12 protein-coding genes and 1 pseudogene are annotated in these 13,883 nt (G+C 45.8%); 4 read left to right on the top strand and 9 right to left on the bottom strand.

What is annotated here, in order from left to right; all coding sequences use genetic code 11:
* Positions 1 to 281 precede the first annotated feature (281 nt).
* From ABMB67_RS00435 to ABMB67_RS00405, 7 genes are all read right to left on the bottom strand, one after another.
* Positions 282 to 476, bottom strand: a complete 195-nt coding sequence (locus tag ABMB67_RS00435) for a hypothetical protein (protein ID WP_251222167.1) — start codon at positions 474 to 476, stop codon at positions 282 to 284.
* 103 nt (positions 477 to 579) lie between these two features.
* A complete protein-coding gene (locus tag ABMB67_RS00430) occupies positions 580 to 1,116 on the bottom strand; it encodes an NADPH-dependent FMN reductase (protein ID WP_354570772.1) in 537 nt (178 codons plus the stop codon).
* Positions 1,117 to 1,147: 31 nt separating this feature from the next.
* Positions 1,148 to 2,455 carry a TRAP transporter large permease gene (locus ABMB67_RS00425; RefSeq protein ID WP_354570771.1) on the bottom strand — a complete coding sequence of 436 codons (1,308 nt, stop codon included), beginning with the start codon at positions 2,453 to 2,455 and terminating at the stop codon, positions 1,148 to 1,150.
* A complete protein-coding gene (locus ABMB67_RS00420) occupies positions 2,445 to 2,948 on the bottom strand; it encodes a TRAP transporter small permease subunit (protein ID WP_354570770.1) in 504 nt (167 codons plus the stop codon). Before ABMB67_RS00420 ends, ABMB67_RS00425 begins: the two co-directional genes overlap by 11 nt.
* Before the next feature lie 23 nt (positions 2,949 to 2,971).
* A complete protein-coding gene (locus tag ABMB67_RS00415) occupies positions 2,972 to 4,069 on the bottom strand; it encodes a TRAP transporter substrate-binding protein (protein ID WP_354570769.1) in 1,098 nt (365 codons plus the stop codon).
* Between the two features lie 189 nt (positions 4,070 to 4,258).
* Positions 4,259 to 5,071, bottom strand: a complete 813-nt coding sequence (locus ABMB67_RS00410) for an alpha/beta fold hydrolase (protein ID WP_354570768.1) — start codon at positions 5,069 to 5,071, stop codon at positions 4,259 to 4,261.
* 15 nt (positions 5,072 to 5,086) lie between these two features.
* On the bottom strand, positions 5,087 to 6,325 hold the full coding sequence (locus ABMB67_RS00405) for an LLM class flavin-dependent oxidoreductase (protein ID WP_354570767.1): 1,239 nt from the start codon (positions 6,323 to 6,325) through the stop codon (positions 5,087 to 5,089).
* Positions 6,326 to 6,711: 386 nt separating this feature from the next.
* Between ABMB67_RS00405 and ABMB67_RS00400 the strand changes: the two genes are divergently transcribed.
* Both ABMB67_RS00400 and ABMB67_RS23430 read left to right on the top strand, forming a co-directional pair.
* Positions 6,712 to 9,555, top strand: coding sequence for an AfsR/SARP family transcriptional regulator (locus ABMB67_RS00400; RefSeq protein ID WP_354570766.1), 2,844 nt, complete (start codon positions 6,712 to 6,714; stop codon positions 9,553 to 9,555).
* 157 nt (positions 9,556 to 9,712) lie between these two features.
* Positions 9,713 to 10,056, top strand: a pseudogene (locus tag ABMB67_RS23430) (AAA family ATPase).
* A gap of 52 nt (positions 10,057 to 10,108) precedes the next feature.
* Here ABMB67_RS23430 and ABMB67_RS00390 read toward each other — a convergent pair.
* On the bottom strand, positions 10,109 to 11,401 hold the full coding sequence (locus ABMB67_RS00390) for an aspartate aminotransferase type Ic (RefSeq protein ID WP_354570764.1): 1,293 nt from the start codon (positions 11,399 to 11,401) through the stop codon (positions 10,109 to 10,111).
* A 272-nt stretch (positions 11,402 to 11,673) separates the two neighbouring features.
* On the opposite strand from ABMB67_RS00390, the gene ABMB67_RS00385 reads away from it, so the two are divergent.
* Complete coding sequence (locus ABMB67_RS00385) at positions 11,674 to 12,489, top strand: ion transporter (protein WP_354570763.1); 816 nt, start codon at positions 11,674 to 11,676, stop codon at positions 12,487 to 12,489.
* A 57-nt stretch (positions 12,490 to 12,546) separates the two neighbouring features.
* Here ABMB67_RS00385 and ABMB67_RS00380 read toward each other — a convergent pair whose 3' ends face one another.
* Positions 12,547 to 13,092: a cysteine hydrolase family protein gene (locus ABMB67_RS00380; protein ID WP_354570762.1), complete on the bottom strand. Its 546-nt coding sequence runs from the start codon at positions 13,090 to 13,092 to the stop codon at positions 12,547 to 12,549.
* A gap of 162 nt (positions 13,093 to 13,254) precedes the next feature.
* On the opposite strand from ABMB67_RS00380, the gene ABMB67_RS00375 reads away from it, so the two are divergent.
* Complete coding sequence (locus ABMB67_RS00375; RefSeq protein WP_354570761.1) at positions 13,255 to 13,881, top strand: LysE family translocator; 627 nt, start codon at positions 13,255 to 13,257, stop codon at positions 13,879 to 13,881.
* Positions 13,882 to 13,883: the final 2 nt, after the last annotated feature.

Here is a 13,883-nt window from a genome sequence, read left to right as displayed (position 1 = left end):
AAAAACTATAAAATATATTTCTAACTGACTTCTTACTGGAAAGCGCTTTAATCTTACAAACGGACGGAGAAAGAACCGCCAAGCATAAAAAAAGAGCCTGGAAAAAAGGACGTCTTTCCCCTTTTCCCAGACTTGCATGGAGCGGGATCACTCTTGCATAATGCAGAAAAGAGCTGGGCCAAACGTTTTTTCTTTTAGCCCAGCCCTCGATTTGAGCTTGAGACAAAACTATCTTTGGGCCTACTGGCAATGGCTTCACACGCCACAAGCCATCCTTTCGTTTACTCGCACGAAAAAGTATAGCTTAAGGAGAGAAGATTTCTTTCTACCTTCGGAGCTCCGCCTAATTCAGAGCAGCGGTCACTTGCCAAACTGATTTCCTTATTGTTGAAATAGGATTGAGTGCCGACTAAAAACACGGCTGCAAGCAAGACCAGCGCACATAGCGCCATCCCTATTTTTCTGTTCAATTTCACCCGTTTCTACCTCCCAGCTCTATAGCCAGTTTATCATAACGTTTTGCTGAACAGCTTAGAGATATCATTAAAAAAGAGGCTTTATCTTGCAGCCTCTCTTTCTTTAAAACTTCAACGCCTTGCCCATATGAACCAGCTCTTTTGCCAAATGCTCCATTCGCCTGATGACTTCCTCATCGATCAGTTCTTGCCGTTCATTGAAATGGTCGCGCGTCACGTAGACAGAGCTTGGCGCTACAAAGGCGCGAAAATAGCCGGCTATCGGTTTCAGCTGATTTTCGATAACGAGATAATGCTGGGGAATTGCTCCTGTTGCGATAAATCCGATCACTTTGTTCCTTAACGCAGCTACCGGCGTTACATCAATTAGATTTTTTAACGGACCGGACAAGGATCCGTTAAAAATCGGCGTGCCGAATAAAAAGACATCAGCAGCATTCATAATGTCGATTACTTTTTTCGTATCCCCCTCATAGGCAGCCGGATCCCGCCCATCACAAAATTGGAGCTGATAGTTTTTCAAATCAAGCAGCTCTGTCTCGACAGTGGAGTCGACTTTTTTGATTTCGTCCAAGACGAGACTGACGACGGCACTCGTTTTCGTTCCAATGATCGTGCCGGAGATGCCAACGACTTTCATGTAAGTCCTCCTTTCGCCCTTTTCAGGCTTGTTACTCGTACATCATGTCGGGAAGAAATGTAACGATACTCGGGAAAACAACCAAAATCGCCGTGAAAATAATGATCGTGACAAGCATAGGAACGACGCCGCGAAAGATCGTTTGAATCGGGATATTTTTCGCCACTCCGCTGATGACATACACACTTAGCCCTAAAGGAGGTGTCAAAAGACCCATGTTCAGCACCAAAATCATAATGATCCCAAACCAGACGCCATTAAACCCTAAATCAATGATCAGCGGATAGACAATTGGCAATGTCAGGACGAGGATCGCGAAGCCTTCCATAAACAGTCCAAGAATGAGATAAACGAGCAAAATGATTAGTAAAATTAAATAAGGTGAAATGGTAGTATTGGCAACTGACGCTGATAATTGCATCGGCAGCTTTGAAATCGCCAAAAATTTCCCGAACACACCCGCGCCAATTAAAATCATAAACAGCATCCCCGTAATCCGCACCGTATCCATGATTGACTTTAAAAAATTCGTCCAGTTCAACGTTTTCGTCGCAAGAGCGATCAGAAGCGCCCCAATTGCCCCGACACCACCAGCCTCTGAAGGGGTAAAAAAGCCAAAATAGATTCCACCGATGCTGACGAGAAAGACGAGTAAAAACGGCCAGACCTTTTTTAAAGAGCCAATTTTCTCACGGAAAGGGGCCGACTCTGCTTTCAATGGAGCCAAGGCAGGATTTCTGCGAATCTGCACATAGACGGTGACCATAAATAAAAGCGCCATGGCAATGCCGGGGACAATACCGGCAATCAGCAATTGCCCAATCGGCTCCATTGTCAAAACACCGTATAAAATTAGCGTCACACTTGGTGGAATGAGAATCCCCAACGTCCCACCGGCGGCGACACAGGCCGTCGATACTTTTTGATCATAATGATAGCGTTCCATCTCTGGTAAGGCGACTTTGCCAATGGTTGCCGTAGTCGCCGAGACAGAGCCCGAAATTGAAGAAAAAAGCGCACAGGCACCAATCGTCGCCATCCCCATTCCTCCGCGAAGATGGCCGATCCAGCGGTCGACTGAATGGAACAGATCTCGCGCTAAACCACTGTAGGATAAAAACATCCCCATTAAAATAAACAAAGGCATGACACTTAAACTATAATTACTCGCCGTTTGAAAAGCGGTACTGCCAAGCTGAACCAAAGCGGCGTCGACATTCACGAGTAACGAGTAGCCGACAAAGCCGATTAATAGTAAAGCTACAGCGACTTGAACGCGAAGCAGAATTAGTGTGATTAACAACAGGATACTCAACCCGCCCAGCATTTCAGGACTCATGTTCCGGATTCACCACCTTCAGCAATGACTTCAAAAAATCAACGACGGCGGTCATGGCATATAGGAAAGCACCAAGCGCGCAAAGATAGACGAAGGCGGAAACCGGCAGATGCAAATCCCCCGTTAACGTCGTACTCGTCCGGCCGGCGAAGACAACCATTTGCCAGCCCATTAAAAAAAGCAATGAGAAGGTGACGAAATAGCTGATCGCATCGAGGACCGCCTGAGTCCGCTTCGAACATCTATCAACGAATATTCCAATCGCAATATGCTCCTTCTTGCTTTGAACGTAGCCGAGGCTCAGAAAGACGATTAGCGCCAGCGACAAATAGGTTAACTCGTGTGTTCCTACGATCGGCCTGATAAAATACCGGCCTGTGACATTGGCGAATGTCAGGATCATCAGCAGAACAATTAGAGTTGCCGCTATGAACCCGGCGATTTCATTGATTTTGCTCATTCCTTTTTCTAAGGAAGTAACAAATTTCCTCATTCCGCTCACCCCGGCTTTCCAGATTAATCAAGCGTTTCCTTCAGTCTGAGCACTTCTTCATATACCTCACGCCCGGGCAGGCCCATTGCTTCAATGCTTTCAATCCACTCATCTGCGACAGGCTGAAGCGGATTTTCCCATAAATGCTTTTCTTCTTCTGGAATATCAAAAATTTCGACGCCTTTTTCTTCTGCCATCCTCCAGCCTTCTTCAGCAAGCGAGTCATACGCTTCGGCATGCTTCAGGCCATATGCTGCAAATAATTCTTCAAGAGCCGCCTGATCGTCCGTGGAAATCTGACTCCACGTATCCTCATTGATGACGCAGAAGAATGTCGGCAATACGAGATTTAACCTCGTGATATGACCGGCGACGTCACCCAATTGAAAATTTGGAATCGTCGATCCATTGGCAAGCGCCCCGTCGACAATTCCGCGCTGCATGGCTTCATATACCTCGCCCATCGGCAGCGTGACCGGAATCGCTCCGAATGCTTCCAAAAATGCATTTCCAGTCGGCGATGGTGTTAAACTGATTCGCAGCCCTTGCAAATCCTCCGGCTTATGAATCGGTTTATCAACCGTAAATACGTTCTCCCCATCGCCAATCCATAAATAAGCAATCTTCGTTCCGTCGTGCTCTGCTTCAAATTCTTCTGAGAATGTTTTCAGCAGGGCATTCGATATCTCGGTTCCATTGATTGCGCTATCCCCAATGAACGGAAGGCTGTTAACCGAGACTAAGTGAAAAACCCCCGGCGTCGTATTGTGCAGTCCATATCCGATATCCGCAATCCCGGTAACGGTCATGTCATATGTTTCACTTGGTGCACCCAGTCCCCCTGCCGGATAGAGCGTTGCCGTAATCCGTCCTTCTGTCACTTTTTCAATTTCCTCCATTAGTGGTTCAACGACCTGAACATGCTGACCGTGCGGGCCCGGCCAAACACTCGCGATCGTCAATTCGATTGCCTCCGCTGCCTGCTGCCCCTCCTGCGAGGAGGAATCGCTTGCACGGCTATTCCCATTATCCTTCGTTGAGACCGATTCAGAAGACTGGCCGCTGCACGCCATCATTAGGGAAAGCATCAATAAAAGCATGCCAGCTACAATTTTTTTCATTTCACTCTTCCCTTCATTCATTATTACGAACATATGTCATTGCGTTTCCGTGCTTCTGCTCTGCCTGGAAAGACGGCCTGCTGTTTTCGGTTTTATCGAACTGGCAGGCAGCAGCCAGTCCTGATAAAAGTGAGCAGAAAACAGGTTTCCTGCTCACTTTGTCTACTTTCCCAGTCTCAAGTCAGCTGTCTACTTTGTCACATGAGCCGCCTGTAAAAATTGAAGTGTCGCGTCGACAACTGCGTCAAGCTCCTCAGCCTGAGGATAGTGGCCGGAATTTTCCATAATCACGACTTGGGAGCCCGGCAATTTTTTGTGGTATTCATAAGCATAATCAACCGGGACGAGTGCATCCTTTGCGCCCCAAATGATGCAGCTGTTCGCTTTCACCCGGTGAATCCGCCGGCTTAACCCCTTGTCCGGGATGCCCCACATAAATTTTGCGGCTTCTGCGGCGGCTGTATTTTGCGCGACCATAAAGTCAATCCGCTCTCGCTCATCCTCCGGCGCCGCATTGGCAAATGCCTGGGCTGCCGGTGAATGGAGATCGGCAAACAGATGCTGGAACAAGACATCCGGCGTGTTAAGCATCGTAAAAACATCCTTGACCGGCGCTTCATCAAGCCATAATCCTGCCGCGCACACTAGTACAAGGTTCGTCACGCGCTCCGGATTGGTCGCAGCCAGCTCTGCCGCAACCATCCCCCCGAACGAATGACCGATAATATCAACTTGTTCCAATCCGAGCGCATCAAACAATTCATAATAATACAGAACTAAGTCCCACCAGTCGCGTATTTCATCTTTGCCGAGCGAGCCGCCTGTTCCAATATGGTAAGGCGCGTACACTTTGTAATGCTCGGCAAGCCGATCTAAATAACCATCCCATTGCAGCCCGCCCGCGCCGTGAAGATAAACTAAAGGCTTCCCTTCGCCGGCAATTAAAACCTTCGCGCTGATGTTATCTCTTACGTTCACCGTTTCTACTGCTGGTACAGCCATGATTGATTCCTCCCTCTACCCTTTTTTTACCGCTGCTTTTTCTGTGACTTCCGGCCAGTTCTGCACCTCATATTGATCGCCCCAAATGTCGCGCACATGCGGAATCACTTCTTCTCCCATTAGACGGATGTTTTTCAATGCCAGCTCATGCGGCATCGATCCATGATTTAAGAGCGCGATAAAATGACCGACATGCAGCTTCTTAATCGCCTTTCTCATTTGCTTGATAACGCTTTCAGGAGAACCCGCAATAATATAGCCTCCTTCCACCATCTGTTCCCAGTTCAAGCCTGCTCTCAGCTTCGCCCCAGCGCTTTCGGTTCCATACTGGCTTTGCATCCCCGCCCTGACACTTTTTTCTGTCCGGTAGCCCGGAGCCTCGAGGAATTCCGGCGATACATGAAAGCTTTTTTCAAAGAAATAGTTAATATGCTCTTCATATTCTTCCTTCGCTTTTTCATCGGTTTCTGAAATACAGATCATTTGAACAAAACCGACTTTATACGGGTTCATATCGAGGCCTAATTGCTTCCGGCGCTCCCAGAACTTATCAAACTTATCTTTCGCAAATTCATGCCCATAAAAGCTGAGATAGCTATATTGATAGTCGTTTTCTGCTACCCAGTCAAACGTCTCCTGGCTAGCTGCGCCGCCCGGAATCCAAACGGGCGGATGAGGCTCCTGATAAGGCCGGGTCCAGACATTGACATATCTTAATTGGTTAAATTTCCCGTTAAAATGGAAGACTTCCCGTTCCTTCCACGCCTTCATAATTAAATCATGGGCTTCATAATAACGAGGCCTCAGCTCAGCCGGATTAATGCCATACGCATAGTTCGTATCCATCGAGGTACCAACCGGAAAACCGGCAATCAGGCGCCCGCCTGAAATATTATCCAGCATCGCCAATTCCTCGGCGACGCGAATCGGCGGATTATAAAGGGCCAGACTGTTGCCCAAGACGATCAGAACCGTTCGCTCCGAATCCTTCACTTTTCGCGCCAGTGTGGCGGCGATCAAGTTCGGTGAAGGCATCATTCCGTACGCATTCGCATGGTGCTCGTTTACCCCTACACCATCAAAGCCTAAATCAATCGCCAGCTCGTATTGATCGATAAAGTCGTTGTACATTTGATGCCCTTTTTCAGGATCATACAGTTTGTTCGGGAGTGAAATATAGACGCTTTTATACGTTTCCGTGAAATCTTCCGGTAAATCACGATACGACATTAAGTTCATGAATACAAATTTCATACTTTCCCCTCCGTTATCTCTTCTAATCTGAATTGTTTGTGCGGTCCACCACACTTGCCGCGTCCTTGCTGCCTCCTTTCTGTTCCAGTCGATCTAATCGCACTATAAAGGAGCCACCTAACCACACCCTTACAAGTAGTTCTGAATTTTCTTACAATTTTAACGCCAGCAAAATAGAAAAAAACTGTATGCCACTACAGCCCTTCTTACTGTAAGATAAATAAATACTAACAAGTGATAAATATTTTTCTTACGATTGACTTACACTCCCTTGACAATTAAGTAACTTATAAATAGTATTAATAGCAAAAATATGAGAAGTTGGGGATATCCTAGGTATGTTGGGCAACTTTATGAATGCGCTTACATTTTGAAGGAGGGTCTACATGCTATTTTTTGAATCAAAGTTAAGTGTGCCGCATTATACTCCTTATTTAGTTAGAAAGCGTCTATTTACTTACCTGGAAAAACATTTAGACTGTTCCCTCATCTGTTTGATAAGTGACGGCGGCTACGGAAAAACAACGCTCGTTTCGAGCTTTACGAAGGAAAGGAATATACCTACAGTCTGGTATAAGCTATCACAAATCGACAGCAATCCAGCTGTTTTTCTCTCTTATTTAAAAACCGCGATTATGAGAAAAATATCCGGCGAGAATGTGATCTATGATGTGTCGGACACTGACCTTTCCCGTGAGCTGGATAAGATTATGAGCATTTTATCAACCTGGCCGGAACGGCTCATAATCGTTTTGGATGATTATCAGACGATTGACCAAAGCCCGGAGATCGAACGGATGTTGATCAATATTCTATCGCATGTCTCCCCACACGTTACCTTTATCATTACGAGTCGCATACGCCCTAATTTAAATCTCGTAAATTTAAAGTTGAAAAATAAACTGGCTCGCTTGAGTACAAAAGAGCTGAGATTTACTCCAGATGAAATCAAGCAATACTTTTCCCATTTACACAAAATCGACTTACGGAACCAGGAAGTTCATTTCATTTATTCAAAAACAGAAGGCTGGGCTGCCTGCTTGCAACTATTGCAGGACTTGATCAAAGATATTAATGTAACGGAGCGGTTGCCGTTTTGGATAAACTTCAAAGGAACTGAAGATATTTACAATTATTTAGGTGAAGAAATTCTTGCCAAACAAAGTGATGAAATTAACTATTTTCTTCGGCGGACATCGATCCTTTACGAGCTTAGTCCGGAAGTCATTGACAAATATTTAAACATTCATCACTCAGAACAAATTATTGACCACCTGCTGACAAATCATCTCTTTATTTATCAAAATGATTATGGCGAAGTGCGCTACCACCCTTTATTTCAAGCCTTTCTGACGAAACAACTGACAACACAATCCGAAACCGACACGATTCAAAAGCTGCATAGTCAACTTTCGACAATCTATGAAGAAAAGAAAGATTTCTTTCATGCATTTGCCCATGCTATCTCCAGTAACAATTTTTTTATAGCGACGCAAATCATGGCAAAGATGAAAGAATTTTATCCGCCCTCCAGGTTTGTCGAATTTGTTGATTGGTTTTTCCAGGAAGTTTCTCCCCGGTTACATACAGCCAGTATTGGATTATTCCTTGTAAAATGCCTGCCGTTAAGCGCTTTGCAAAAAGTGATACCGGCGATGGAAAACAATTTAAAACAATATGGTAACCACCTGAATCCATTATCGGTTTCGCATTACAAGCATCAGCTCGCCGCCGCTTATTTTTACAGCGGGGAAATCGGTAAGGCTGAACAGCTTTGCGCCGAATCCTTGCAGGAGTCCCATCAAAACAAAGATAATCAGATGATCGCGATTAACCTTTCACTCCAATCTGTCATTTATTTCTATAAGGGCAGCGCTGATAAAGCGCTTGAAGCTGCTCAGAAATCGTTGTCATACCCAAATCTGAACAATTTTTTTCACCCTACTCATATTTCATCGTGGATATTAGCGGAAGTTCATCTCATGAACAAGAAATTAGATAAGGCGAAACTTCTGTTAGAAGAAACATTGAAAATATCAAAGCAACGCCATAACGCTTCTATCGTTTATCCTTACTGTTCAATGGGGAAATACTTTCGCTTAATTGGCGATCACCACCACGCGCTCGAATGGATTAATAAAGCGAAAGCTACGGCTGAGGAGTTTCAAATTGAATATGCGATGGCCTGGGTGTATAAAGAACTTTCCACGACTTACATGGAGCTCGAAAATTGGGATTTGGCAGAGCTTTACTTATCTAAAGCGTACTCATATGTCACGGACTCCGCCTATTTAAAATGCACCATTCTACAGTTACAAACCAGCCTTTACACAAAGCGGGGAAAAAATGAAGCCGCGGCCGATACGTTAAAAGAATTTCAGGACATCTGCACCGGCAAAAACTATCACTGGTTACTCTCCTCAGCTCCGGTTGAAGTGGAGCGGAGGCCGGTTCTCATCAAGGAGAAGCGGCATGCTGACCGCAGCGCTCTTTCCATCACAACGTTGGGAAACTTTGAAATCCTTGCCAATCATAAGCTCGTTCCTATTAAACGAAAGGCCAGTTTGCACTTGCTGCAATATTTGATTACACATCAAGGGAGTAAAATAAACAAAGACAGCATCCTTGACGAACTTTTTCCTGGCGGGCTGATGGAATCGGCGAACAACCAGTTCTACGTCGCCTTATCCAATTTGCGTAAATCGTTGGAGCCCGATTTAAAAAAAGGCCCCTCATCCTCTTTCATTAAGCGTGATGGTGAACATTATTATTTAGATACAGAGTACATTCACCTGGACATTAATGAATTCACCCGATTAGCAGAACAAAAAAACTCCCTCAGTCCGTTAGAAAGAATTCAAGATTTGAAACAGGCTGAAGCTTTATACAAAGGTGACTACTTCGAGGGCTATCCTTACAATATCTTTTTAGAGCTTGATCGGGAAAGATATCGCGTCCTTTATATCAACCTCCTACAGGAACTGGCCGAATATTATTGGAATACCGGGGACTATTCAACCGGACAACATTATTATGACAAATTATTAAACAAAGAACCTTATCAAGAGAGTCTTTACCTCGATTATATCGAGAAGCTGCTGACAGCGAAGATGCTTCTTCACGCCAACAGGGTATCAAAGCTTTATCAGCAAATGATTGAAAAAGAGCTCGGAATCCCGGTAGTAGCAAAAATCGAAGCGATGTTCAGCAACTATTCAAAATCGATGTGAAACAGGCGCGGTTCTGAGGAAAACCGCCTGTTTTTTTCAAGCATTTTCTCATTGTTTCCCTCCTTGACGGGTAGAGGATAGCCGTGCTTTCATGCTATTGTGATAGAAACGACAGAACAAAGCGGACGAGCTATATTCAATAACAGGAAGGATCGAGATGAAGGTAAACCGGGATTCACAATTTATTCGCGAGGTCCGTTTGAAGGAGGAGCTGATTTTGTCTTATGACACTTTCCCGCTTACCCTCCCGTTTATGCAGCATTTCGGGACGGTATCCTTTCATCCTAGACGTGTATCATTGGGGAGAATGGGATGGGAAAGTCAACGTTGCTTGAAGGAATTGCGATCGCCTTGGGATTTAACCCGGAAGGCGGCTCGTTGAACTTTTCTTTCGATTTTAATGGCTTATCCGGGCGCGAAAATCATCCAGCTTACCGAAGAGGGGATGGAGAAGTCAGCTTAGAGGAGATCGAGCATTATTCGCTCATGAAGCAATTTTAAAGGCTGGTCAAAAGGTAAAAAAAACAACCTTCTGTCCCAGCCTCTTCGCTTTTTATTTAGTAGCTAGAAGTTGTTCAATGCTGGCGATTTCGACGCATGTGCAGAGAACGTTCAACGCCTCTTTCAATTCGTCTACTGATGGGAATGTCGGCGCAATCCGAATATTCCGGTCACATGGATCAATGCCATACGGGAAAGCCGCTCCGGCTCCCGTCAAGGTCACGCCAACTTCCTTTGCCAGTGCTACCGTTTTGCGGGCTGCACCGTCAACAATATCGAGGCTGATGAAATAGCCGCCGTTTGGCTTTGACCATGTGGCGATTCCTTTGCCGCCCAGCTTTTCTTCAAGCGTCGAGAGGACAAGCTCAAATTTCGGCTTAATCAGCTTCGCGTGCTTTTTCATATGGGCGTCCAACGGTTCCACCTCTGTGAAAAAGCGGACATGCTGGAGCTGGTTGATTTTATCGAAGCCGATTGTCTGTGACGACATCAGTTTGAGAAAATGGTTGATATTGTCACGGCTAGCCGCTATGACAGAGACACCTGAACCTGGGAACGTCACCTTTGAAGTAGAAGCGAAGATGATCGGCCGGTTCGGCTGACCAGCTTCTTTGGCGGCTGCCAAAACATTTTTTAACGGATCATGCTCATCTGTCAAATGATGGACGGTATAGGCGTCGTCCCAAAACAGGCGAAAATCATTCGCTTTCGTTTCCATCGAAACGAGACGCTCCACCGTTTCGTCACTGTATGTTGCGCCGGACGGGTTGCTGTATTTCGGCACGCACCACATCCCTTTAATCGAATCATCTTCGCGAACAAGACGCTCGACTTCCTCCATATCCGGTCCTTCTTCATTTATCGCTACTTGGATCATTTCAATGCCAAACAGTTCACATATCGCAAAGTGGCGGTCATAGCCCGGCACCGGACAAATAAACTTGATCTTCCCCTGCTTCGACCACGGGGCGCTGCTTTCTGGGAACCCAAACACCATCCCGCGCATGATTGTATCATGCATTAAATTGAGGCTGGAATTTCCGCCAACAACCACTTCATCGGTCTCCACCTCAAGCAAATCAGCAAAAAAACGCTTTGCCTCCGGAATTCCGTCAAGCTGTCCGTAATTTCGTGTATCAACACCATTTTCTGCCTTCATGTCTGATTTTGAAGAAAGGACATCCAACATTGGCATCGACAATTCCAATTGCTCCGGACTCGGTTTGCCGCGGGACATATCCAACTTCAACTTTTTCGTGCGATATTGCTCATAGTCGGCCTTCAATGCGGCCAAACGGTCTTTTAACGCTTCTTCTGATTGATCTTGTAACTGAGTCAACGTCATTCGAGCTCCTTTGTTCCTATAATTTTCTTTACTTCTCCCATTGTAAAACAACTTGCGCCAAGATGTTAGTCTCGTTTTTCAGAAAAAAGCAAATTTGTGCTAAAACGTATCGGGAAAAATGTTGTTTTCCTGTCACGGAACATAACGAAATTGATCATCCGGCTATGATACTATAGATGTTTGAAAGGTTATGCCTTTCGGAGGCACGTCGTAATTTGGTATAATTTCAACAGAAATTTAAAACAGAGACTCAACCAGGCAGGAGACGGAACATGGACAAAAACGAAAAAGACAATCCTCATCAAAACAACTCATTTAGAACACAACTGGCCGCGCTGGTGACGCACCAGTATTTTCAGTTTGCCATTATCGCGATCATTTTTCTTAATGGACTGATTATTGTAGCGGAAACGTATTTGAAGGGCAATGCCCTCTTGCTGACGCTGGATAAAATCATTGTCTGGATTTTTATCGTGGAGATGATTTTGAAATTGGTCGGACTCGGCGTGAAAAGGTATTTTTCAAGCGGCTGGAATCTATTTGACTTTTCCATTGTCGTAGCAAGTATATTGTTTTACTCGACTCCTTTTGTCAGTATTCTCAGATTGGTACGGGTAATGAGATTGATCCGGATGATCCCGGCGATTCCGGCGCTCCGGAAAATTATTGACTCGCTTTTAAAGGCCGTGCCGGCCCTGACGGGAATCTTAGGGCTTACCTTTCTCATCTTTTCGATTTACGCGATTATCGGCACGACATTCTATCATGATGTTCTGCCTTACGAATTTTTTGGCAGCTTTCATTCTTCTTTGTTTACATTACTGCAAGTCGTGACATTTGAATCGTGGGCCAGTCAAGTGGCAAGACCGGTGATTCAGGAAATTCCCGCGGCGTGGATTTATTTCGTGTCGTTCATCATCATTGGCGCCCTGGTGATTTTGAACCTTGTGGTTGCTGTCATTTTAAGCTATTTGAACGCTGACGAGGATGCGCACCGCGACGAAAAGCTGGAGCAGGTGCTTGAGGAGAACAGAGAGGTGAAGAAAGAGCTTGCTGAAATTAAGCAGCTGCTACAAAACCGCTCATAGGAAAACAGGACGAAAAGGCTGACTAACGGAGAAAATCTGGCAGTCAGCCTTTCTTTTTTAACGTACTTCAGCGCCGAGACTGTTTTGAAAATGCTGCAAGGCAAACTCATGCCCGGCCGGATTAAAGCTGGCGACCCCTTTTTTGTGCACGACGAGGTCATAGCCACGCTCGTAGGCGCCATAGAGACTGTGAAGGACGCAAATATCGGTCGCCACTCCAACGAAATGAAGCTCCGTGATCCCTTTGGCGCGCAATTTCAGATCAAGATCTGTTCCGCTGAACGCTGAATACCTTGTTTTGTCCATGAAATAGACATTGGGCCGATCCTTAATTTCCTTATACAGCTCCCCCAGCTTTCCGTAAAGCTGCCGACCCGCGGTTCCGCGAATATTATGCGGCGGATACAGCCTCGTCTCCGGATGATGGTCATCCTCCAGCTCGTGTACATCAACGGCAAAGACAACAAAATCTCCCGCCTCCACAAATTGTCGTGTCAGTCTGACAATCTCCTCTTCGATCGCCTGGCCAGGCGCCCCACATGTCAACGCTCCGTCCGTGGCGACAAAGTCATTTGTATAGTCAATCGCAATCAATGCTTTCATAACTCCTTGCCTCCTTCCCAGTACCCCTATCATTCTAGCGGCAGCTGGCAGAATCCTGCCCGCCCCGGCGATCATTTATTTGCTTCGTTGGAAGGCAAAGACTATAATACTACTAGGAAAAGCGCGGACTGGACGTACGCGCTGTAAATGAGGTGGACATCGTTGGATAGTATTGCGGTTGTTTCTTTTTTAGGCGCTGCCATTGTTTTGACATTAATGCCGGGGCCGGATAATTTATTTGTTTTGGCCCAGAGCATCGCGAAAGGCAAACAAGCGGGGATCGCCACGGCGCTTGGGCTTTGCACCGGTCTGCTCGGTCATATTAGCGCAGCGGTGATCGGGCTTTCGGCGGTTATTTATCAATCGGCATTCGCTTTTACGATTGTCAAATACGCCGGTGCCGCCTATTTGCTGTTTTTAGCCTACAAAGCATTTCGTGCCAAGGAAACGGGCTTTGGGTCGCTGAGCGCCGATCCACTGGATTATCGTGCGCTTTATAAAAAAGGCGTGATTATGAATTTGCTCAATCCGAAAGTTTCCCTTTTTTTCTTAGCGTTCCTGCCGCAGTTTATTCATTATGAAGCAGGGCCCGTTGCCGGGCAAATGCTTGTCTTTGGATTGATCTTTTTGCTGCAGGCGCTCATTCTTTTCTCGCTCATCAGCGTGTTCGCCGGAAAGATTGGTACTTTTTTGCGGAAAAGTCCGGCGCTCGCCAGGAAGATCAATTTGATCGAAGGAAGTCTTTTTGCTTTCATCGGCTTGAGAATCGCCTTTAGCGAGCATAAATGAAG

It is taken from the genome of Halalkalibacter oceani (assembly GCF_040544555.1).
In the GTDB taxonomy this organism is placed as follows: domain Bacteria; phylum Bacillota; class Bacilli; order Bacillales; family Bacillaceae_D; genus Halalkalibacter; species Halalkalibacter oceani.
Note: the sequence above shows the minus strand (reverse complement) of the source record. Positions and strands in the feature narration are given on the sequence as shown.